The organism is Spirobacillus cienkowskii (assembly GCF_037081835.1).
Lineage (GTDB): Bacteria > Bdellovibrionota_B > Oligoflexia > Silvanigrellales > Silvanigrellaceae > Silvanigrella > Silvanigrella cienkowskii.
Genome location: NZ_CP146516.1, coordinates 1,270,262 through 1,294,866, shown reverse-complemented (window position 1 = coordinate 1,294,866; position 24,605 = coordinate 1,270,262). Strand labels below are relative to the sequence as shown.

At 35.1% G+C, this 24,605-nt stretch carries 16 protein-coding genes; 10 read left to right on the top strand and 6 right to left on the bottom strand.

All coding sequences use genetic code 11. The features are described from left to right. Nucleotides 1-10: 10 nt before the first annotated feature. Nucleotides 11-691 (bottom strand): hypothetical protein, encoded by a 681-nt coding sequence (locus Spiro2_RS05675; protein ID WP_338637624.1) that lies wholly within the window; start codon nucleotides 689-691, stop codon nucleotides 11-13. An 88-nt stretch (nucleotides 692-779) separates the two neighbouring features. Here Spiro2_RS05675 and Spiro2_RS05670 point away from each other — a divergent pair, with 88 nt between their 5' ends. After that, on the top strand, nucleotides 780-1,979 hold the full coding sequence (locus Spiro2_RS05670) for a pyridoxal phosphate-dependent aminotransferase (RefSeq protein WP_338637622.1): 1,200 nt from the start codon (nucleotides 780-782) through the stop codon (nucleotides 1,977-1,979). On the opposite strand, the gene Spiro2_RS05665 is transcribed toward Spiro2_RS05670, so the two are convergent. Both Spiro2_RS05665 and lon read right to left on the bottom strand, forming a co-directional pair. Beyond that, nucleotides 1,976-3,226 (bottom strand): cysteine desulfurase family protein, encoded by a 1,251-nt coding sequence (locus Spiro2_RS05665; protein WP_338637621.1) that lies wholly within the window; start codon nucleotides 3,224-3,226, stop codon nucleotides 1,976-1,978. The two genes, Spiro2_RS05670 and Spiro2_RS05665, sit on opposite strands and share 4 nt — an antisense overlap. 64 nt (nucleotides 3,227-3,290) lie before the next feature. Beyond that, the gene (gene lon / locus Spiro2_RS05660) at nucleotides 3,291-5,918 is read right to left on the bottom strand and encodes an endopeptidase La (protein ID WP_338637620.1); all 2,628 of its coding nucleotides are present in this window, start codon (nucleotides 5,916-5,918) and stop codon (nucleotides 3,291-3,293) included. A gap of 257 nt (nucleotides 5,919-6,175) precedes the next feature. Here lon and rpmB point away from each other — a divergent pair, with 257 nt between their 5' ends. From rpmB to Spiro2_RS05620, 8 genes are all read left to right on the top strand, one after another. Then, entirely contained in the window at nucleotides 6,176-6,406 is a 231-nt protein-coding gene (gene rpmB / locus Spiro2_RS05655) for a 50S ribosomal protein L28 (protein WP_338637619.1), read from the top strand. A 576-nt stretch (nucleotides 6,407-6,982) separates the two neighbouring features. After that, the gene (locus Spiro2_RS05650) at nucleotides 6,983-7,939 is read left to right on the top strand and encodes a succinylglutamate desuccinylase/aspartoacylase domain-containing protein (protein WP_338637618.1); all 957 of its coding nucleotides are present in this window, start codon (nucleotides 6,983-6,985) and stop codon (nucleotides 7,937-7,939) included. A gap of 97 nt (nucleotides 7,940-8,036) precedes the next feature. Next, complete coding sequence (locus Spiro2_RS05645; protein WP_338637616.1) at nucleotides 8,037-9,824, top strand: ABC transporter permease subunit; 1,788 nt, start codon at nucleotides 8,037-8,039, stop codon at nucleotides 9,822-9,824. Nucleotides 9,825-9,828: 4 nt separating this feature from the next. After that, nucleotides 9,829-11,232 carry an ATP-binding cassette domain-containing protein gene (locus Spiro2_RS05640; RefSeq protein WP_338637615.1) on the top strand — a complete coding sequence of 468 codons (1,404 nt, stop codon included), beginning with the start codon at nucleotides 9,829-9,831 and terminating at the stop codon, nucleotides 11,230-11,232. A 95-nt stretch (nucleotides 11,233-11,327) separates the two neighbouring features. After that, the gene (locus Spiro2_RS05635) at nucleotides 11,328-14,171 is read left to right on the top strand and encodes a 2-oxoglutarate dehydrogenase E1 component (protein WP_338637613.1); all 2,844 of its coding nucleotides are present in this window, start codon (nucleotides 11,328-11,330) and stop codon (nucleotides 14,169-14,171) included. A gap of 155 nt (nucleotides 14,172-14,326) precedes the next feature. Beyond that, a complete protein-coding gene (locus tag Spiro2_RS05630; protein ID WP_338637611.1) occupies nucleotides 14,327-15,436 on the top strand; it encodes an efflux RND transporter periplasmic adaptor subunit in 1,110 nt (369 codons plus the stop codon). 25 nt (nucleotides 15,437-15,461) lie between these two features. Continuing rightward, on the top strand, nucleotides 15,462-18,491 hold the full coding sequence (locus tag Spiro2_RS05625; protein ID WP_338637610.1) for an efflux RND transporter permease subunit: 3,030 nt from the start codon (nucleotides 15,462-15,464) through the stop codon (nucleotides 18,489-18,491). Between the two features lie 209 nt (nucleotides 18,492-18,700). Beyond that, entirely contained in the window at nucleotides 18,701-20,239 is a 1,539-nt protein-coding gene (locus Spiro2_RS05620) for an APC family permease (protein WP_338637609.1), read from the top strand. Between the two features lie 9 nt (nucleotides 20,240-20,248). Here Spiro2_RS05620 and asnS read toward each other — a convergent pair whose 3' ends face one another. Further along, nucleotides 20,249-21,652 (bottom strand): asparagine--tRNA ligase, encoded by a 1,404-nt coding sequence (gene asnS / locus Spiro2_RS05615; protein ID WP_338637608.1) that lies wholly within the window; start codon nucleotides 21,650-21,652, stop codon nucleotides 20,249-20,251. A 155-nt stretch (nucleotides 21,653-21,807) separates the two neighbouring features. Here asnS and Spiro2_RS05610 point away from each other — a divergent pair, with 155 nt between their 5' ends. Next, entirely contained in the window at nucleotides 21,808-22,641 is an 834-nt protein-coding gene (locus Spiro2_RS05610; protein WP_338637607.1) for a hypothetical protein, read from the top strand. 20 nt (nucleotides 22,642-22,661) lie between these two features. Here the strand turns inward: Spiro2_RS05610 and Spiro2_RS05605 are convergent, their stop codons facing one another. Further along, nucleotides 22,662-24,368: a DUF2326 domain-containing protein gene (locus Spiro2_RS05605; RefSeq protein WP_338637606.1), complete on the bottom strand. Its 1,707-nt coding sequence runs from the start codon at nucleotides 24,366-24,368 to the stop codon at nucleotides 22,662-22,664. Continuing rightward, nucleotides 24,362-24,604: a hypothetical protein gene (locus tag Spiro2_RS05600; RefSeq protein WP_338637604.1), complete on the bottom strand. Its 243-nt coding sequence runs from the start codon at nucleotides 24,602-24,604 to the stop codon at nucleotides 24,362-24,364. Before Spiro2_RS05600 ends, Spiro2_RS05605 begins: the two co-directional genes overlap by 7 nt. Nucleotide 24,605: the final 1 nt, after the last annotated feature.

The window sequence follows — 24,605 nt, the reverse complement described above, 5'->3', positions numbered from 1 at the left end:
TGGCATACTCTCACCGTGACCAAGAAAAATGAAGCTTAGCTTCTCCTGAATTCATCGAAAAAAGAATAGTTCTATTTTCTGACTGAGGCAAATGTGGCGTATTTTCTTGCTTTGAAAAAAAGCTTTTGACATCTTTACCTTTTAATATTTGGTAAGGAAGTTTAAAAATAACAATATAATAGCGACTCCATTGACTGCTTAATGGAAAAAAAGGAGCAAGGAGTTCATTACGAGAAAATGCAACAATTCGATGTGGTGCTGCAATAACAGTATCATCTATGGATAACGTTAAGTGCCATAAACTTTGATCAGTCAAATCCATAAAAGGTTTGGTTTTCGCAAACAGATCAATCACAATGCTAATACTATCTTGAGAAGTTATAATATACGGATTGCTTTGTGCGAATTCACTTTGCAAACGTCGTAAACGTATTTTGTATTGTTCTTCCATTTCTGGCACAACAAGAACAGCTGCTGCAAGAACTTGCAACTCAAAATTATTATAAACGCTAACTTGTTTTCTCCACTTTTCTAAATTTGGCGAGTAATCCAAATCATCAAAAGGCGATAGCGGTGCACTCATTTTTTGGATAGATGTTGAACACGCTGTACAAAATAATATTAAAAAGCTATACGCTGTAATTTTGATAAAAAAAGTTCTAGTAGGGATGATAAACTCTATTAATTTCACTAGCACACCTTTATTAAAAATAAAAAAAACATTACTTTAAGATAATGCGTTGAGCTTATATGTATAGTCAAGATCGAGGGGGTGCAAAGTGAAACCATTAAAAACTTTTTTCATGGAAGATTTTTTAGAAAATAATCGTTTTCAAGCGCAATTCAATCTTGGTGAGTCTGGAGGACGAGCTAGAACTGTGCAAGAAATATTATCTCTCTCAGATCTATCAACAGAAGAGGGAACAAAAAAATTTTTTTCTCTCACTCTATGTGATAGCCCGAATCGCGGCCGCAATGATTTGCGGCAACTCATTGCAAATTTTCATCCAGGTGCGAGTATTGATAATGTTTTGGTCACAACAGGAACAAGTGAAGCGCTTTTTTTATTATTTAGAAATTTGCGGCCTAAAAAAGTGGCCTTAGCATTGCCTGCGTTTCAATTACTTTACGAACTTCCACTTGCGATGGATGCTGAAATTGTCCCGCTTCCTGTCCGGTTTGACGCAAACGGCGCACCCTGGATAGACGAGCAAGAATGGTTAGAAATTATTGCAACTTCTAAACCCGAATGTCTTTTGATCAACAATCCTCATAATCCATCTGGATTGATTTTTGATTCTGAGTTCTTACAGCAAGTAAAACAAACAGCAAAAAGCATTAATTGCAAAATTATTGCAGACGAACATTACAGATTTTTATCGAGTCCGTATGATGTTCTTGCCCCAACTCTGTATCAAAATGATGGCACTACGTTTGTCACAGGTTCATTTATAAAATGCTTTGGCACCCCTGGCCTTCGCATTGGATGGTGTATTGGTCCTAAAGAGGCTCTTGATGCAATGCAAAACGAAAAAAATTACACCACTCATACAGTAAATCCAATTTCAGAATGGATTGCATTTGAAGTGCTAAAAAATACGCAAAGCTTTTTGTTTCAAGAAGTCAAAAAAGAATGGATTCAAAATAAACAAATTTTATCTGAGTTTTTACAAAATTCAAAAACTCTTTATGGCATGGCACCGAATGGAGGGCTTGTTTCTTGTCTGGGCTTTCAAAATGCAACCTCACTCGAACTAACCATTCAACTCATCAACAAATTTTCATTAGAGGGAATATTTGTTTTACCATTATCAAGTATGGAATTTGACAATTATTCTTTTCAGCAAAAAGAATTTTATCAAAATAAAAAACTCAGTGGGCTTAATAAAGGTTTTGGTTTTCGCTTAGGACTTGGATGCAACCCAAAACAATTTGCAGACGCTTTGCATAAAATGGAATGTATTTTGACACAAATTTAAAAGTGTTCAGATTGCAAGTAAGTTTTTATAGCTTGTAATGTTTTCAGAATATCTGCCTGATCTGTTTTTAATGATAAAGAAAAACGCACAGCATTTTTTGCCATTTGTGGTGATTTTCCTAATGCTAAAATCACTTTTGAAGGCAAGTTGGCCGCACTGCTACACGCAGAACCAGAACTTGCACAGATCCCAGAAAGATCAAGCTGGACGAGTAAATCTTCACCACTCATTTTTTTGCCAGTAATAGAAAAATTAATGGTATTTGTCACCGAATTTTCAAGAGATGAGTTCATCTCTAAGTTTGGCAACAATGAAAGATTGTAAAAAAATTCGCGCCTCAGATTCTCCATGTTTTGCACTTGCTCAAACCAAAACGGTTGCAATATCTCTTCTGCTATCAGACCAAAACTTATAATACCCGGCAGATTTTCGGTTCCTGCGCGTCTATTTTTTTCTTGCGCACCGCCGTAAATAAATGGTTTAAACTTACGTCCACGCCGTAAAATTAAAGCACCAACTCCTTGCAAAGCCCCAACTTTGTGCGCAGAAAGCGCACACGAATCTATGCCATCAGAAAACCAAAGTGAATAAGGTAATTTGCCATAAGTCTGCACCGCGTCCACATGAAAATGCAAATTACGAAATACGTCTGTTGTTAAACTTGGATCAAGACGCAAACTGAATGCATCAAACTCATCTTTAAGAGTAGGATCTGCTAAACTCGACCATCTTTTATAATGCAAAAAATCTGCAATTTTTTTAACAGGCTGTATTGTTCCTATTTCATTATTTGCAGCCATTATAGAAAGTAATGTTGTTTTTGTAGTGATACTCAAAATAGCGTCTTCAAACGACACATAGCCACTCTTATCAACAGACAGTTTTGTTAATTGCAAACCTTCTTTTAATTGCAGCTGCTCTAAAGGCTCACTGACTGCTGGATGCTCTATATTAGAAATAACAGCATGTTGTTTATTGATAGCGATGTTATTGCTATGCAATACACCAACTGTGCCAAGATTATCAGCCTCGGTACCGCCCGAAACAAATATCACATCAGAAACATCGACTCCCATAGAACGAGCCACAGATCGCCGTGCTTCAGTTAATGCTACTGAAGCATTACGACCAAAGGCATGAGGACTGGATGGATTGCCACTATGCTGTTGCAATTTTTGAAAAACTTGCGCCAAATGCTCTGCTGAAGGAGGACTTGTTGCATTATGATCAAGATAAATACGACTCACAATGTCTCCGAACGGGAATGCAAAACAGTTTCTCTTTGTTTTGTTATTGCAGATTTTCTAGAAGTTAATAGATGTTCTGCAATATCTTTTTTTCTTCAAGTGCAAATTTTAAGACCTGACCCAAATGCGACACCAACTCCACTTTCATATCTTTTAAAATTTCGACAGGTATTTCTTCGAGATCATGCTCGTTATCTTGTGGAATTAAGACTTTTTGGATTCCATAACGATGTGCTGCAAGCAATTTTTCTTTTATTCCACCAACAGGTAACACGTCGCCACGTAAAGAAATTTCACCAGTCATTGCTAAATTGGCAGCAAGAGCAGTTTCCGTAAATTGACTAATAATGCCTAAAAATGTTGCAATACCTGCACTAGGTCCATCTTTTTTTACAGCGCCTTCTGGAAAGTGGACATGCAGATCTTTTTTTGTGAGTTCAAGAATATCAATTCCTAACTCTGCAGCATGCGCGCGAATATACGCATACGCTGTTTGCACAGATTCTTTCATGACATCACCAAGCTGCCCAGTAATAGCGAGTTTTTCTGTTCCTGGAGAACTTGCAGCCGTTTCAATATACAACACATCACCTCCATTTGGAGTCCATGCAAGTCCCGTAGCTACGCCTATTGGTAATGTTTCAGGTCTCTTTTTATCAGAAAAAGGAAATGCTCCAATCATTTTTCGTACAGTTTGCAAAGTGACTTCTTTGCTTTCTTTAACAACTGGAGAAGCGAGTTCTTCTGAAGCATTAGGTTGAGGTTGTTGATTGCAATAACCAGACTCAACGCACTCACGAGCAATGCCTCTGACAACACCAGCCAGTTCTCTTTTTAATTGACGAACCCCTGCTTCACGCGTGTAATGCTGAATGATACCTTTCATGGTTTCATGATCAATTTTCACATCGATATGACTTGCTATTCCATGATCTTCCATAACATGAGGCAACAAGTATTCAAACGCAATGTGCTTCTTTTCTTCAAGGGTATAACTACTTAACTCGACAACCTCCATGCGATCACGCAAAGGGGCAGGTATAGAATGCAATGAGTTTGCTGTAGCAATAAAAAAGACCTGACTCAAATCCAAAGGGACATTGAGATAATGATCCGTAAAAATATTGTTTTGTTCAGGATCTAAAACTTCTAGTAATGCACTAGACGGATCGCCGCGGCCATCTGAAGCAATTTTATCGACTTCATCAAAAAGGATCACAGGATTCATCGTTCCTGCTTTTTTAAGAGAGTCTGCAATTTTACCGGGCATACTACCGATATATGTTCGGCGGTGCCCACGAATTTCCGCTTCATCACGCACGCCACCAAGTGCAATACGAATAAACTTGCGTCCTAAAGCTCTTGCAATGGATTTTCCAAGACTGGTTTTTCCGACCCCAGGAGGACCTACAAATAATAAAATTGGACCTTTAATAGAATTTTTTAGTGCACAAACAGCTAAAAATTCTAAAATTCTTTTTTTAACTTTATCAAGTCCAAAGTGATCTTTATTTAAAATATCTTTTGCTTCATGAAGGTCAATGCGCTTTTCATCAACTTTTTGCCAAGGAATATCTAATAACCACATTAAATAATTATGACAAATCATATATTCGGGAGAACCAGGCATCATCATTGCCATACGTTCGGCCTCTTTTATAGCCATTTCCTTTGTTTCAGCAGACATTTTGCTTTCAAAAATTCGAGAGTGAAAGTCGTTAGGGTCTGAGGTTTCAGAGACTGCACGTCCATCGATATCACCCAACTCCTTTTGCAAAAGTCTGATTTGTTCTTTAATAAAATATTTACGTTGCTGTTTACTCAATTCTGTTTTTACGTCTGAATTGAGTTTTTTAGTCATTTCTAATATTTCAATTTCTTTGACCAATAAAGAATGAATATGCCCTAATCGTGCGCACATATCTTCTATTTCTAGGAGCTTTTGCTTAGCAGGAAAGTCTAAACTTAAGTAAGGAATAATTAAATATGCAAGATATGTTGCTTCTTGCATATTATCGACAAACATACTGACTTCTTTGGGCATGTTTGGAGACAAATGAATTGCCTTTTGCACAAGCTGCTTCATAGCTTTGCCGAGGGCTTGTGTGTCGAGATCGAGAGAGGTATCAAGTAAACTTAACTCATCTGGTAAAAACTCTACTTCAGCTGACAATTGGCCTAAAGTGGTGTTGACATATTTTAACACTTTAAAGCGTCGTGCCCCTTGAAGAACGGCACCATGGGACCCGTCCGGAAATTTGACAATTTTTAGAACTTTAACCTCAGTTCCGTATTGGTACAATTCATCATGAGGAGGGTTTTCGTCCTCGGGATAAATTTGCGCCAAAATGCCCATATTTCCACCGATACGCACGGCTCTGTCCACAGTTTCTGTTGTCCACTCTTTTCCTGCCGCAAATGGAAGAACATTGTGTGGAAATAACACAGAGTTTTTAACTGGAAGAATTTTAAGCACATTAGAAGAAACTTCCTTTTTTTCTACCTTAGACTTAATTTCTACCTGACTTGGGACTGCTTTTTTGGGGCTTATTTTTGCTTTTTTAGTGATGACTCTAACCTTTTTGTTAATAACAACAGGAAGTTGAGTAGAATCTTGCTTTAGAGAATCGCTATTTTCTTCAACTTTTGTTTTACGTGTTTTTACTAACTTATTATTTTTTTTGTCTTCCATGATACCCTCTGATTACCCTTGCCATTTAAACTTAAAATTGGCTAAAGGAATTTAAAATCACTCCTTTGCGAATATGGCCTTCATTGTGATTCTGTCAATATCTCAAAAGAATCTTGTTATTCAATCGCTAATTTCTTGCATCTCTGATAAAATGCTGCTAAACGCTTTAAGCTTATAGGTTGTTGTTTGGTACAAGTACTAAATTTCAATTCTTTTTATTTTATAAAATAATAAAAATGTGCTTGGAGGTTTTTTTTATGTCACGTGTATGTGAATTATCCGGAAAAGGCGGTCTAGTTGGAAACCGTGTTTCTCACGCTAAAAATAGAACCAAGGTTCGTCTTCTTCCAAATTTACAATCAAAGAGCATTTACGCTCCAGGTTTGGGCAAGTTTGTTAAAGTTCGCCTAAGCACCAGTGCACTTCGCACTGTTAATAAAATTGGTATTGAAGCTTACTGCTCTAAAAAAGGCATCGTTATCAAATAAGATTCCTTTTTTATAAATAAACAAAACCCCTTGTCGTAAATCGCGACAAGGGGTTTTGTTTATTTATTTTACAATTTTTTTATATTTGTATAAATATTAAACACTTTCATAATTATAACATATTGTTATTGATGAATAAAATACTGGTATAAAACTTGCTTGCTCTTTTGAGAGATTGGTTCTCATTTTTTCCAATCAATTTTTCTTTAAATTAAATTTTTATATTGGATACAATCGTCATGATTAAAAAAGGTTTATTATTATTTATTGCTGCTTTCTCATGTTATCTTTACGTCTCATGTACAAACGAACAGCCAAAACGCATCAACAAAAACCATCAAAATTGCAAAAGCTATATTGACAAAAAAAATGGAAAAAGCACTTGCAACCCAATTGGGTATGAAGACACTCCTTCATAAAGATTTTAAGTGTATTTATAACAATAATTGACATAAGATTTTTAAATTGCATCGCTACAGATACAATTTCCATTAAAATGATTTTAAAATAATTGACAATTAATGATCCATTAATAATAATTTATTTCATAGATTTATTATTAATGGATCATTATTTATGCTTAAAAATTATTTAGAAAAATTTGAGCTTATAGAAAAAAAATACCCCGGTAAAATTAAAGACAGTATTACATTTAATTTTAATAAACATAAAGGCCATCTTGTTTTTTCTTGTCTTATTCATGGCAATGAGGTGGGAGGATTGCCAGCATTTTTAAAAATCATTGCCCTACTTGAAAAAAAAGAATTGCAATTTCATGGTAAAGTGACTTTTATTATTGGCAACAAACCCGCAAGCTTAAAAAATAAAAGATTTGTAGAACGCGATCTCAACCGGTGTTTTCATAACTCACTAGAATTAAAAACGTGGGAATCTTATCGCGCGCAAGAAATAAAAAGCGTCGTGAATGAGTGCGATGTTTTTTTTGATTTTCACCAAACAACTCGTCCCTGTAAAACCCCTTTTTATATTTTTGCTATGCATAAAAACAGTTATTTATGGGCAAGAGCTGTGGGCTTGAGTCATATTTTTGTAACAAGAAGTTCTACTAAAGCATTTTCTCCAGAAGGAATGTGTTCTGACGAATATGTCAGAAACTTAAATAAAATAGGCATAACTCTTGAGCTTGGCGAACAAGGATTGCACAAAAACGCAGAAGATATTTGTTTTTTGGCAATGAAAAGATCGTTATATTTAATGGATGAAATATACCTTCGTAAAAAAAACTTGTCTTCTCTCGCCAAAAAAAATAACGACTTCAATTTTCTTAAAATTTGTTATTCAGAAAAGTTTGATCATCCACAAAAACGACTTGAAGAAGGTTTTGTCAATTTACAAAAAATTTCAAAAAATATGCTTATGGGTTATTCCATATCTGAAAAAGCATTTTTTGCCCCTTCTGATGGATATATTTTATTTCCTCAATATCCTAACAGAGACTCCTCACTCATTGCCACCGAGGAGTTAAGTCCTTATATTTATGTGTTGGCTTCGAAAATCAAAAAACTAACATAAATTGTAAGCAAAGCGCCTTGCATTTTCATGTCTCATTATGCTTTACAGTTGAAGTTAACCTGAACAGGGCATGTTTTCATTCCACCAAGAGGTGAACATGACACATTTTGCAAAAGTACAAGCAACTCGAGGCGCCTTTTTAAGAGCAGACCTTACGGTAATCTTTGTTGTTATCATTTTAGGATTTGGGTTTGCTAATTTTCTCAATACGGGAAGCTCTGCGTATCTTGAAAAATTTGAAATCGATACATCGCTTTCTTCTTTACCAAATTATGCTTCCCTTTCTCTTGTACGAAGTCTAATTGCGCTGATTTTAAGTTTTATATTTGCTATTATTTATGGAACAATTGCTGCTAATAATAAATCACTAGAACGTTTTTTAATCCCTCTTTTAGACGTGCTCCAAAGTTTACCTGTGATCGCTTTTTTGCCAGGTTTTGTGCTGGCATTAATATCCGTATTTCACAGCAGTCGTTGGGGATTAGAACTATCATGTCTTTTAACAATTTTTACAGGACAAGTTTGGAATCTCGCTTTTGCTTACTACGAATCGCAAAAAACACTGCAACCAGAATTTAAAGACGTAGCTAAAATATATCGCTTATCAGCACTGCAAAAGTTCTTTTTTGTCGATCTGCCTAATGGTTATCGACCTCTCATTTATAATGGAATGATGTCCATGGCTGGCGGTTGGTTTTTTTTAACCACCTGTGAAGCATTTACGATTGGTCATAAAGATTTTCGCCTACCAGGTCTTGGAAGCTACTTGTCAGAAACATTTGCAACAGGAAATTATTTTAATTTTTGTGTCGCACTTGTTGTGTTATTGGTTGTGATTATTGGTTGCGATTTTTTAATCTGGAAACCATTGATTGCCTGGGTGACACGCTTTCGTGATGGCGATGACACTCAAAGTTCAGGCGAAGAAAGCTGGTTTTTAAATGTAATCAGACAAACTCGAGTTCCAGATTTTATTTCTAATTTCTTTAAAAAAAGTATTTTATTTTTATTTCCTAAAGCAGACATTCAAATTTCTGGAGCAACACGTAAGTATTTAATTGATAACATAGACAAATGGGGCACAATTATAAGTCCTAAAAATTGGTTTTCTGATGCCAATGTCGATAAAATAAAACGCTCCTACATGCTTTCACTTATTGTCACATTCGCAATTGGTGGATTGGTATTTTCACTGTTACCTAAGCTTCCCTCTTTTGGCCAATCCCTTGCAACAATCTCAAGCACAGATTGGTTTCATTTGATTCAAGCAGTTTTTTTAACAGGTGCGAAAGTTTTTTCTGTAATTATTATTAGTAGCATTTGGACTATTCCTGTGGGCCTTTGGCTTGGACTAAACCCCAAACTTGAACGATTTTTTCAACCAATAATTCAAAATTTCGCTGCTTTTCCAGCACCAGTATTGTTTCCTTTTTTAGCATTGGCACTCAGCCACAGCCACCTGCCCTCTTTTCTAAACGCGACACTTTTAATGTGTGTCGGAAGCCAATGGTATATTTTATTTAATGTGATAAGTGGCGCTTCTCGTATTTCTGCTGATTTAAAATTTGTCACCCAAATTTATAAATTTTCTCTCTGGCAGCGATTTCACAAACTCTATTTCCCAGCTATTTTGCCTTCTCTCGTAACAGGCTGGATCACAGCTGCAGGTGGCGCCTGGAATGCAAGCATGGTTGCTGAAATTGTGAACTTTCCTGGAGGATCTTTATTTTCTTTTGGGATTGGAGCAGAGCTTGTTAATGCTTCGACGGAAGGAAACTATCAAAAACTCATTGCTGCAATTATTTGTATTGTCGTGACACTCATTATTTTAAACAGAACACTTTGGCAAACCTTACAAATTTATGCTGAACGGGTTAAGGATTAATAATATGACAAAAAAGAAAATCATACTCTCAGTGCGATCTCTTTGCAAAGATTATAGACGACCCAGCGGCAACATGTTTACTGTCTTAGAAGGAATCAATCTTGACATCTATGATGGCGAATTTTTAGCTCTGGTCGGTTTGTCAGGATCTGGCAAGTCAACCTTACTCCGTTGTATGGCAGGACTCCTCAACCCCGATCGCGGTACTGTGACTTACGCCTCTCCATCCCCTGAAAACATGCAACTCAGCGCATATGTGTTTCAAAATTTTGCGCTTTTTCCGTGGATGACAATTCGAGAAAATATTGCAGTCTCCATGCCAAAACTTTCTAAATTTGAACAAAACGACCGTATCGATAGAATGATACAGATGGTTGGTTTAAAAGGTTTTGAAGATGCTTATCCTAGAGAATTGAGTGGTGGCATGCGGCAAAGAGTGAGTTTAGCAAGAGCAATGGTGTCTGACCCTATGATTATGTTTATGGATGAGCCCTTTTCGGCACTTGATCCACTAACAAGTGAATCATTAAGAGCCGAACTTGTGCGTATTTGGTCGCAACAAGATAGAAAAATACGATCCTGTGTGTTGGTCACCCACCGTTTTGAAGAAGCATTGCAACTCGCTGATCGCATCTTAATTTTATCGTCTAATCCAGGAACTATTTTTCGCTCAATAGAAATTCATCTTCCAAGACCTCGTATGCCAAACTCACATGCTTACAAAGAAATTGAAGAACAGCTCGAAAAAGCATTTGGTCAATTGCACCTTGATAAAGTAACAGAAGATAGCGAATTTGACACGCAACAACCTGACAACCAACAAAATATTATTATCAAAACCCAAGATTTTAATCAAAAAAACAAATTTAATACTCCAAAAAATGTTTCTGAAAATCGTAACAATAAACAAAATTCATTGCCGAAATCCCGACGCGTAAAACCCCTGATTAATACAAACCTAACCCTTGTCGAAGGATTAATCAGTAGGTTGAGTACTGAGGTTGAAACAACAGACCTTTATGATTTGTGTGAAGACATGGGGCAAAGTGTCGACCAAGTGTTGCCCGCGGTTGCCGCAGCAGAAACTCTGGGGTTTATCACAACCCCAGGAATTGTTGTGGTGCTCACAGAAGAAGGACGACTGTTTGCCTTAGAGCATGATGCAGAAGTTCGCGGCAACATTATGCGTAACGCTATTTTAAAATTACCTGTTGTTTATTCTATTTATGATCTGGTGCAAAAGGCGGGAAAAGATGGCTTAGAAGCTGAAATCGCGATTGAACAAATTGTCATGATGCTGCCATTTGAAGATCATGATGTCCAATTTCAAACTCTTTTAAAATGGTGCCGCTATGCAAATTTAATTGTTTATGATTCAGATGAAGAAAAATTGTTTATACCCGATTAAATTTGTTAGTTTAAAGAACTGATACCCAGGGAAATGGCTGATTGCAAGGTGCAAAGACATTCCTGTTAACTTTCCTAAAAGGATTTACGAAAATTATGAGCGATAATTTTACTTCTATTTTTCAAAACAACTCTGGTTATGTTGAAGAAATGTTTGCGCGCTATTGCTCCGACCCAAACTCAGTAGGCATAGAATGGCGTTCTTACTTTGAAGGATTTCATGAAGGCTTTAGCACAGCATCGACCCTTGCTAAAGACAACGCTCATTATTATACGCTGCTTCAAAAAATGAGTGAAAATACCAAACAAGATTCGACTCACACAGGACAAAGTCAATTATTAGATTTTGATCTCAAAGTGATTGCTTACATTCAAGCATGGAAAAATCATGGACATCTCAATGCCAAAACAAATCCTCTTAATATTCCTATCGTTCCTGCAGTCACTCTTTTACCAGAAACATATGGAATTCAAAAAGAAGATTATTCTAAAAAAACAACCGCAGGATCCATGTTAGGCTTAGGGACCTTAACCTTTAATGAGCTTGCAAAAGCATTGGACTCCCGCTTTGCGGGACCTGTTGGTGCTGAAATTGAGCACATTGAAAATCCTGAGGAAAGAAAATGGTTGCACGAAGAGTTTGCAAAAATTTACACAAGCATTCCAAAAGAAGCGCAAAAACAAATTTATCAAGAACTCGCTAAAGCAGACGCTCTCGAAAAAACAATCGCAACCAAATACATTGGCAAGAAAAGATTTAGTATTGAAGGTGCAGATGCCCAATTTCCTGCTGTAGAAAGCTATATGGATGCATGTGCAGATTTAGACGTTAAAGAATGCACTGTTGCCATTGCGCACCGCGGGCGACTTAATTTTTTGGTCAATGTTGTTGGCAAACCTCTAGAAAATTTGCTTGCAGAATTTGAAGGCTACCCACATGACGGTCTGCAAGGAGACTGTGACGTTAAATATCACTACGGCTTTGAATCAGAAAGACTCACACGCAATGGTAAAAAAATGCGGGTTTCTATGCCTTTTAATCCAAGCCACTTAGAATATGTTGGTTCTGTTGCAATGGGAGATACCCGCGCACGCCAAAATGTTTATTACAATGGTGACACTTCTCGTGTTGCCTCAATTGTTTTACATGGAGATGCGGCATTTTCTGGACAAGGAGTTGTTTTTGAAAATGTGCAAATGATGACTTTAAATGGATATTCTATTGGCGGCACACTTCATATTGTTGCCAATAATCAGGTTGGATTTACAACCGATTATAAAGACTCTCGCTCAGCGACTTACTGTACCGATATTGCAAAAGTAACAGGTTCGCCTGTTTTTCATATTAACGCAGATCATCTCGATGCATTGCATAATTTAATGGTGATGGCTGCTCGTTACCGTAATAAATATAAAAAAGATTTTTATATTGACCTTGTATGTTTTAGAAGACATGGACATAATGAAACAGATGAACCATCTTTTACACAACCTTTATTGTACAAAGTAATTAAAGATAAATTACCTCCTTATGAAGAATATGCAAAATATTTAGTAAACAAAAATAATTTTAGTGAAGATGAACTAAAATCTATTTATAACAATTACCGTTCAGAAATGAATTCTATCTACGATAAAGTTAAAAATGATCATTTAAAAATACAGCAATTTACTCCACTTCGTGATGCAGGAGAACTAAAACTCGTTCAAGAAAAAGAAATGTTAAAAACGTTTAATACACAACTTTCTGAATCTCATTTAAAAGAATTGGCATTAAAAATTTGTCAGCTGCCCGAAGGTTTTACGCCCAATCCAAAGCTTGCTCGTATTATTGTTGCCGATCGCAAGGAAATGGCTGAGGGTCATAAAAAATTAGATTGGGGTATGGCAGAACTATTGGCGTATGCAACACTTCTCAATCAAGGGTACCAAGTGCGTTTAGCCGGAGAAGACGCGCAACGCGGGACATTTTCGCATCGCCATGTCACGTTAATTGATTATGAAACCGGGGCTCCTTACACATCAATCTCTAACTGTGCTGCAGAAAATGCAAAAGTAGAAGTTATCAATACTCTTCTTTCTGAAGAAGCGGCAATGGGGTATGAATATGGCTATGCCGTGCGCCTCACTAAAGGAATTGTTCTTTGGGAAGGACAGTTTGGTGACTTTGCCAATGGTGCACAAGTGATTATTGACCAATTTATCGCAGCGGGCGAAACAAAATGGGCGCAAACTCAAGGCTTGGTACTTTTATTGCCACATGGCATGGAAGGACAAGGCGCAGAACATTCGAGTGCACGTTTAGAACGTTTTTTACAACTTTGTGCAAATGGCAATATGCAGGTTTGCTATTTTACCAATGCAGCACAAATTTACCATGCGTTAAGACGTCAGGTTTTACGTAACTTTAGAAAACCTTTAATAATTATGACGCCAAAAAGTTTTTTAAGAAGTCCACGCGCCGCAACCACATTAAAGGATCTCGCGTCAGGACAATTAGAAGAAATTATCGATGATTCAAGACATACAAAAACAAATTCTGTTGAACGTTTATTATTATGTACCGGAAAAATATCGCTAGATTTATTTGATGCTCTTGAAAAAGAAGACTATAAACAAAAAGCAAATAGCACAGCAGTTGTCCGTCTTGAACAGCTTTATCCATTTCATGCAGAAAAAGCAGAAAGCATACTCAGTCGTTATAAAAACTTAAAAACAATTGCCTGGGTTCAAGAAGAACCTGCAAACATGGGAGCTTGGGGCTTTGTTAAAGACGAACTCGAAAAAGTGATCAAAAAATCAAAACTGAATCTCGAACTGCAATATTTTGGACGCACTCGCAGAGCAACACCCGCCGTTGGTCTTGAAAAACAACACTTTGTTGAACAAGAAAAATTAATCAAAGCGGCGCTAGAATCAACAACAAGTACAAGTATCTAAAAGATTGTCTCCAAAAATTGTTGTTTTAATATTTTGACTTGTGCTTTAATTAAAACAACATTAAACTCTTTAAAGTTTATTTAATTTTCTTATTTAAATTGATAAAATGGAAATTTTAGTATCTCATTACAAGGCTCCATAATAAGAGGAACAGCATGTCTGATAGTTCAAAAAAAATTAAAGTTGCACTGACAATTTTTTATATTATTTTAGCTCTTGTTTTTATTGGTTACGTTGCAAAAAGAATTTTTATTTCTCACATTTTATCAAATTTAACGCCACCTTCTCAAGTGGTTTCTGCAGCAGAAGCAAAATTTGAAAATTGGCAGCCTTATCTTTATTCTGTCGGTACATTAAGTGCAATTAATGGTGTTGACATCAGCGCCGAAACTGCGGGTCATGTTAGAGCAATCTATTTTAATTCTGGTAAATTTGTAAAGCAAGGCGAGCCACTTATTCAACTTGATGATTCGAGTGAACAAGCACAATTAAAAGATATTTCTGCGCAATTACACCTTGCACAAGTTAACGACAAACGCATTAAACAACTGTACCAACAAGGTGCTGCATCCCAGTCAAATGTTGATGATTCTAATACTAAAGTAAAACAATTATTAGCAAACTACGAAAATGCACGTTCTTTAATTGCCAAAAAACTCATTAGAGCGCCTTTTAGTGGCAAAATTGGCATAAAACAAGTAAATATTGGTCAATATATTGCGGCGGGCTTTGCCTGCGCAAGTTTGCAAACAGCAAATGCACTTTATGCACAATTTACATTACCACAGCAAGATGCAACCAAAATTAAAGTTAATCAGGAAGCAATTTTAACTGTTGATGCCTACCCGGGTCAAATTTTTACAGGAAAAATTACTGCTATTGATTCTAAAATTGATGTCGCAACACGAACCATTCAAGCCCAAGCAACAATTGAAAATCTTGAAAATAAATTGCTTCCAGGTATGTTTGTGTCAATTAAAGTGTTACTTCCTATTATTCCAAACTCAATTGTACTTCCAGAAACAGCTATCACCTATTCGCTTTACGGAGATTCAGCATTTAAAGTAACATTAGATAAAGAAAAAACAAAAGATGGTGAATTGCAAGGAACTGTTAAAAGAGTTTTTGTCAAAAGTGGCGAAAGAAGAGATAATAAAGTTGTTATATTAGAAGGAATAAATGCTAGTGATTTGGTTGTAAGCAGTGGCCAACTGAAACTGTTTGATGGCTCAAAAATAATTATCAATAATTCTGTAAATCTTTAAATAGCAAGCACTCCAGAGGGCATAAATGAAATTTACTGATATTTTTATTCGCAGACCCGTTCTTGCTTCGGTAATTAGCATCCTCATTTTTATGTTAGGTTTAAAAGCACTATTTAATTTAGAAGTTCGGCAATATCCTAAAGTCGAAAATACCGTTATTACAATTTTGACTTCGTATCCTGGCGCCAATGCAGAATTGATTCAAGGTTTTATTACCCAACCGTTGCAAACCTCTGTGGCATCTGCTGAAGGTATTGATTTTATCAACTCGACAAGTTCTCAAGGATTGAGTAAAATTGAGGCACATTTAAAACTTAATTTTAACTCACTCACTGCCTTTACGGACATCTCAGCTAAAGTGAATGCAGTGAGAGCCTTAATTCCAAAGGAAGCAAACGATCCGGTCATTAGCAAAACAACGGGAAGCTCTGTTGCTTTGGTATATATTAGCTATTCCAGTGACAAAATGACCCGTCCCCAAATTTACGATCTGTTAAATAGAGTTGTGCAACCAAAAATTCAATCGGTTGCGGGAGTATCCAGCGCAGACATACTTGGTGGTAACCCTTTTGCCATGCGTATTTGGCTGCGACCTGAAAAAATGGCCGCCCTGGGAATTACGACAGAAGACGTCACAAATTCTCTGCGAGCAAATAGTTATCTCTCTGCTGCAGGACAATTAAAAGGCGAATTCACAATTACCAATGTCAGTGCCAAAACCGATTTGCACAGCGAAGAAGAATTTAAAGCACTTGTTGTTAAACAAAATAATAGAAATTTGATTCATTTAAGAGACGTGGCTGACGTTGAATTGGGATCGCAAAGCTACGCATCTTCTGTGACTTTTAACGGAAAAAAAGGAGTTTTTATTGGTGTGCAAGCCGTTCCTTCGGCAAACCCTTTAACTGTCGTGAAAGACGTGCGTGCTATTCTGCCAGAAATTGAAAAAATATTGCCACCTAGTTTAAAGCAAGAAGTTGTTTATGATTCTACCGAATTTATTTCTGCTTCAATTCAAGATGTGATTAAAACACTCATAGAAGCTACAATTATTGTTGTGTTGGTGATCTTTTTATTTTTAGGGACTTTTCGATCTGTTAGCATACCTATTGTCACAATTCCGTTATCGCTGGTTGGCGTAGCTTCAATTATGCTTGCAATGGGGTATTCTATTAATCTTTTAACCCTTCTTGCCATGGTTTTAGCAATTGGTTTGGTTGTTGATGATGCAATTGTTGTTGTGGAAAACATCCAACGCCATATTGAAGAAGGAAAAACACCATTTCAAGCATCTCTAATAGGAGCTCAAGAAATTGCGTTACCTGTTATCACGATGACGATTACCCTTGCTGCGGTTTACGCACCAATTGGATTAATGGGAGGATTAACAGGTGCATTATTTAAAGAATTTGCGTTAACTCTTGCCGCAACTGTGATTGTTTCAGGCGTTGTTGCTCTCACTTTGTCTCCAATGATGTGTGCACAAATTTTAAAACACGAACAATCTGATTTTAAGCTTGTGAAGTGGATTGATAAAAAATTTAAAGGGTTACAAAAAGGCTACGAAGAAACTCTGCATGTCGTTTTACAAAGCAAAAAAACAATGCTAACTTTTGCTGCAGTGGTTTTAACAAGTACTTATTTTTTATTTACATTAACTCCAAAAGAACTGGCACCTAAAGAAGATCAAGGATTTCTTTTAACAATCACCAGTGCTCCTCAGTATGCAAATTTACAATACTTAGAAAAGTATACCCACGAAATAGACAAAGTCCTTTCAAAATTTGATGAGCGCGCCGCAAATTTTAACATAAACGGTATGGGTAGCGAAAATACTGCCTTTACAGGAATTATTTTTAAACCATGGCAAGAAAGAAATCGCTCGACATTAAAGATGTCTGAACCAATTCAAAAAGAACTTGCAAAAATTGCTGGCGTCAAGTCATTTGTTATCCCCTTGCCCGATTTGCCAACAGGAAGTGGCGGCTTTCCTGTACAGTTTGTGTTAAAAACAACAGATGATTACACTGTGCTTTACAATACAATGGAAGAACTGAAAGTTGCGGCCAAAAAAAGTGGTTTATTTATTGTCACAGATAGTGATTTAAGCTTTGAACAACCACAGTTAAATATCAATATTGACAAGCTCAAGGCATCAGAAATGGGAATCACAATGCAAACCATTGGTACCACACTTTCTACAATGCTGAGTTCAGGTTATTCAAATCTTTTTAGTATTAATGGTAGAAGCTATCAGGTGATTCCTCAATTAAAAGATTCTGATAGACGCTCTCCAACTGATCTGAATAAAACATATGTTAAAAATAACAGTGGTACGCTTGTTCCTTTGGCTAATTTTGTAAGCTATACCACCACGACTGTGCCCAATTCTTTAAATCAATTTCAACAATTAAATTCTGCCACGTTTTCTGCTGTGATGATGCCAGGACAAACAACGGCAACAGGCTTAAATTTTTTAAAAGAAACCGCAGATAAAATTATGCCTCATGGCATGACCTATGATTTTTCAGGTGGTTCTCGTATCGAACAATCAGAAGGAAATGCTCTATTATATACGTTTGCCTTTGCATTAATTGTGATCTTTCTAGTTCTTGCAGCACAATTTGAAAGCTTTAGAGACCCTTTAATTATTCTTGTGAGTGTGCCTATGGCAATTTGTGGAGCTTTATTGCCTCTTAATGCTGGATTGGCCACAATTAATATTTACACACAAATTGGACTTATCACTCTTATTGGCTTAATTTCTAAACATGGAATATTATTAGTTGAGTTTGCAAATGAACTCAAACACAAAGAACACTGTGATGTTGTCACTGCTATTAAAAAAGCAGCTTCTGTGCGGTTGCGTCCAATTTTAATGACAACAGCTGCCATGGTTTTAGGAGTTTTGCCATTGGTATTTGCATCTGGAGCGGGTGCGGCAAGTCGATTTAATATTGGAATAGTAATAGCCTTTGGCTTATCAATAGGAACTCTGTTTACATTATTTATTGTGCCTACAATGTATATTTTAATTTCTAATAAAAATCGTTAGTTATTATAAAGATTCATTTAATTATAAATTTTTAAATTTTTATTTTAATATTCTTAACATAGACCTACAAAAAACTGAGTTTTTAAATTATTGATTTATGATATCAATTAAAATATAGTGTTGGCTTAATTGCATTTTTAGCAATTTTATAGAAGGCGCCTGTTTCTTTCTAAAGTTAAATTTCCAATTTAATAAGGAAATCTCAAACCATGACAAAGGTAACAAAAATAAACCTATTATTTCTTTCTTTAGGTTCAATTATTGGTTCTGGATGGCTTTACGGTGCATTTTATACAGCAAAAACAGCGGGAAACTCTGGAGTTATTTCTTGGATTCTTGGCGGAATTATGTATGCTATTATTGCATTAAGTTATGCTGAAGTTGCATTAAATAAAAATTTTAATAATCTTTCTGAAGCAGCTGGCTTTACTTTTGGTAATAGTGGCAAAACTTTAGTGAGCATCTTAACATGGATCTGGACTGCGCTAATTCCACCTATCGAAGTCCAAGCAACAATTCAGTACGCTTCAAACTATTTTCCATGGATCAAAGGAGATTCTAAAGATTTTAGTTTATCAATATATGGAGTTTTGTTTGCAGTTTTTCTTATGTTTGTTATGTTTTTTATAAATATATTTGCTATCAATACTGTTGGAAAATTTAATAAATGGATTACAGTCTTTAAAGTGATTGTTCCTTCTGTCGTAATTGGCATTTTCTGTTATGTTATCTTTCTAAATCCGCAGAATGCAATGCAAAATCTAAGTTCTGATATCTTTAGCAGCGGTATGAGTGGAACATTAACAGCAATTTCTTCTTGTGGTATTGCATTTTCTTTTATTGGATTTCAAACAGCAATTTTTCTTGCAAATGAAACTGTCAATCCCCAGAAAAATGTTCCTTTTGCTGTATTTGGTTCAATATTTATAGCATGTATTATTTATGTGTTACTCCAAATTACATTTAACTTATCAATTCCTTCACAATATCTTTCAAATGGCTGGGAAAACTTAAACTTTAATGGCGATGCGGGTCCAATTGCTGGTTTACTTGCAATTTTTGGTTTTGTCTCAATCAGTCTTTTTTTATATGTTGACGCCATTATTTCTCCTTTTGGTACAGGATTGAGCTACAAAATTTCGGCATCTCGTGTACTGAGCGATATGGGAAGTTCTAAAATTTTGCCTAAATTTCTCTCGCTTAAAAATCGATTTGGCTCGCCATATGTGTCAAACTTTTTAAATTTTTTAATTGGTGTTGCATTTATATTAAGTGTTTCTGGTTGGCAAAATATGATTACGATATTATGTGGACTCATCATTTTAACAACAACGTATGTTCCCTTATACGCTTTGTATGCAAGAGGCTCCCAATATTTTGAAAGTAGTTTTAAAACTAAAAATTATAACTTTATTTCTTTTTTGAGTTTTTATTTTTCTAACTTAATGCTTGTTTGGTGTGGCTGGGAAACGGTTAAGTATATTTTAGTCGTTTTTAGTATCCTCTTTGTATATATTTTAGTCAAAGATATTTTTAAAAGAAATTTTCAGTTTAATTCAATTTTTCATATTCTTATACCAATACATATGTTTTCTATTGGTACAACAACTTATTTAAAAATAAATATTGATTCTGTTTATTTTGAACTTGTTAGTCAGTTTTTAATATCGTTAATATTAATTGTTTATTTAAAGTTTTTGATTTTAAAAAATCCAGCAGAAGTAAATAAAAAAGAAGTTACGTTTTAAAAATAATAATTAAAACTTACAATTTCCAGGCGTACGCGGAAATGGTATCACATCACGAATATTGCCAGCACCTGTGATCCACATAATCAATCGCTCTAAACCTAAACCAAATCCAGCATGAGGCACATTGCCAAAACGGCGTAAACTTACATACCAATCCATATGATCCGTATCGATTGATTTTGCCTTCATGCGCTGAATGAGCACATCTTCGCGATCTTCACGCTGACTTCCGCCAACAACTTCGCCAATACCAGGCATCAACACGTCCATAGCTCGCACTGTTTTGCCATCATCATTGAGATACATGTAAAACGCTTTGAGTTCTTCGGGGTAATTGTAAACAATGGTTGGAGATTTAAAGTGTTCTTCACATAAGTAACGCTCATGCTCACTTTTTAAATCGCATCCCCAGTAAACAGGATACTCAAATGTTTTATTTGCTTTTTGTAAAATATCGATAGCTTCAGAATAGCTCACTTTAATAAACGGATTATCTATTGCCATGTTAAGGTATTCTCTTGTATTAATTTGATGTTTTTGAATACAAACATCCAAATCATCGGCACAATTGTGCAAAACATCGGCAACAACAAAGCGAATCAGATCTTGAGCCAGTTGCATATTGTCTTCTAAATTTGCAAAAGCAACTTCTGGCTCGATCATCCAAAATTCTGCAAGATGGCGCGATGTGTTTGAGTTTTCTGCACGAAATGTAGGCCCAAATGTGTAAACTTTATTTAAACCCATTGTCAACAATTCACCCTCTAGCTGACCTGTCACACATAGCATTGCAGGCTCTGCAAAAAAGTCTTGGGTAAAATCGGTTTCACCATTTTTGTTTTTAGGCACTTTAGCAAAATCAAAGTTTGTGACTTTAAAAGATTCTCCAGCGCCCTCGCCATCTGCCGTTGTTAAAATTGGTGTGTGCACATAACAAAAAGCACGCTCCGTAAAAAATTGATGAATGGCATAACTCACACGACTACGAATTCTAAAAATACTTGCATAGGTTGACGTTCTCATTCGTAAATGAGCAACTTCTCGAAGATATTCGAGTGACATTTCTTTTTTTTGCAATGGATAGGTTTCTGGATCAGCAAGGCCAAATAGAGAAACAGCTTGTGCGTGCAACTCGTATTTTTGTCCTTTACCTGGACTTAATACAAGATTTCCTTGAACTTGAATAGAACAGCCTGTGGTCAGCTTTTCAATGTCGCTATAATTTTTTAAATTTGCATCCACAACGATCTGCAACGATTTCGCACATGTGCCATCATTAAGTTCAACAAAAGAAAACTTTTTTGAGCCTCTCCGCGTTCTGACCCACCCTGCAACAGTAATTGTTGAAGGAGGAATTTTATCGTGATGGATGTCTAAAATTTGGGTTAGACCAGAAAGTAAAGTTGCCATTATGTCACCTTTGAACATTATTAAAAATAGGTACACGTAAAATAATTTGGGATTAAATAATTTTTTGATACAATATAGGTATCAAAACATCCAATCAAAGGCTTAAAGTATGTCATAAGCCTATAAAAATCGCAATAGATAGGAGAATTCCTTTGATGGTATTAAAAAAAACCTCATTATCTCTCAATTTATTGTTGCTGCAAATAATCGTTTTGATTCAAATATTTTTCTTTAATTTCAGCACCTTTGCTAAAAGCGGAATCACATTTGAAAGACAATTTGAAAGAGATTCTGAACGTTGGACGTTGACAACCAATTTTACAGAAGGAGGAAAAAATAAAAATATTAATCTTTTATTTAGGCTTTTTAATGATGGCAAGAGCTCTAAATCACGCCCACGCTTAGAACCATACCTTTATGGATTTTGGTATAAAGGATTACAAAATAATGGGACAACCTGGGAAGCCACAGGATATGGCGGTTTTATTTATTTTAACAACTTTATCTCGGGTACGTTTAACATCACAACACCAAATATTGTCCTTGGCATTACTGGCGAAAGCCGGGACGAAAGAAAAAAAGGAAATGGCATTATGACATCCTATGGGCCATCTCTAAGATTATTTGGCTTAAATCAACAAGATACAGCGCTTTATCTCAATTTTAAACATACCAAACGAGAATTACAGGGAGTTGCCTATCAAGAATGGAACTGGGAAGCGGCGGCTGTCATCTATCTTGCTCATAATCTTAGAGCTGAAGGATCGTGGCTGTTTTCAAACAGCGACTGGCGTGCCTCCCCTTCAAACTTTGCCGAACAAAAGGGTTTTAAAATTGGTGGAGGCATCGAAATTGGGATTTTACGGATTGACGGATTTTATGAAAGGACAATGTACACAATAAAAGATCCCACAGCTCTTGCCGATGCCAGCAAAGCACAACCATTTGATGAAGCTCGCCAAGTGATTAAAATTGGGATATCTTTGTGAGTTTCAAAATTACAAATTTACTATAATTCTTGATACTTTGCTTTTAAAAATCGTCTATTTTTTGTAAATCGCGCTCTTACATAAGAATCTAGGGAGGATAAAAGTTCAATATTGGCAATTTCTAATCTATCTGAATTTAATGTTAAAATATATTGAGTTGAACCAAAATTAGCTTTACTTTCTAAAAAATTAATATTTTTTTTCAGTGTATGTTGATCAACGTCTAAAATATTATCATGTATTAAAAATCCAGGATGATTTTTTTGAGTATATTTATTAAGTAAAAGAGAAATATCATAAATAAAAACTTTCTCTCTTTCTATACTATGACTTCCATCATCATCAATACGCATCACTATTTCAATAACTTGTTTTTTATTTGTATGTTTTATTTGAAATGAAGCCTGTTTATTTCCTTGAATATATTCATGAATATTTAAAATATTTTTTTGAAAATCATCAATAATAAACTTTTTAGATTGAATTTCAGACTGTAATTGAAGTAAATTTGCTTCTTTTTCACTTTTTAGTTTTTGTTTTTCATATTCCAATTTGTCATATTTATCAACAAAGCTTTTTAATTGCGAAAGCTGTGTAGTTTTTTCTTTAAATGCAGCATAAGTTTGTTTTAAATTTTTTAATTCACCTTTTTGATCTAGAACGGCTAGATTTTCAGAATATTTTTTATCCAGTTCGCAAAGCTCATTTTTAATTTCATTTAACTCTTTAGTTAATAAATCTTTTCTATCTTTAATAAGTCTGTTTTGAAACTCGTCTATTCTTTCCTTAAAACTTATCACTTCAGCCAAATCTTTTGATATTAAACTTCCTAAACCATTTTTAATTTGCTCGTAAAACTCAGAAATTTCATTTATATCAATGTCAGCTCTTTGCGAAACTAATTTTAACTTACTAATATTATGTTTTAGTATTGTTTCTCGACGACGGAGTGCTTCTATTTTTTCTTCTAACAATATTATTTCATTTTTAACAATTTCATAACCAGTTAAATTTTCTAATCTATTAATACTATTTTCAATAGAATTAACTTCACTATCAAGTTCATTTAAATCAGAACGCGCGTCATCAATATTCTTTTGCCGAAGTAATTTAACATTTTCTTGAATTCTCAAAATGTCATTCGATATTTCTTCAATTGTCTTTAAATTTTGTTTTATTTTTTCATATAAGTCAAAATTAATTCCAAATAAATAAAGATGAGGTGTATAATTTTCAGGTACACGTAATTTTGTGTCATAACAATTTATGAGTGATTTAAATTCAGACTTTTCATCCCGGATAAGAGGTCCTAACATAATTCTAAATGAAGGATAGTTTATAGACAAAGTTGAAAATAATTTTTCAGTTAAATACTTAGTGGCATCTTCAATTTTAGTGAATTTATGTTCTTTATTATTAAAAATAATTGTTGGTTGTTCAGACTCCTTGATTGAACGCTTGATAGTATAGGATATTTCATGAATCTCAAGATCTAAACAAATGAAAGTTTCTGGAGAAAAAACTTCTTTTGGTATGAGAGAAACACGACTGTCCGATTTTTTTTTCAATAATGCAAAATTAATAAATTCAATACAAAGTGATTTGCCTACACCATTATTTTTATCACTTAATTCGCTTTTTTCTCCTAATATAATATTAAACCCATCTGAAAAAATTATAGGATCAATCGTTTTTGGCAAAGTATAGAGTTGTTTTATTTTTAACATGTCGCTCTTTTTATTATATATGAGTGTTCAAAATCAATTATGTCTAAACTGAACAAAAAAAACATTGCAAAATATAAATTTTTTGAATTAAACCACCATTCATTCTTAAAATGATCGGCAACATCAAAAATACTAATTTTAACTGACTTCTTTTTTTCCATGTACATTAGAACATGATAACCTAAAACCGGAGGAGAACTCATTAAATTTTCATCTTTATGAAATAGAGCAGTCATA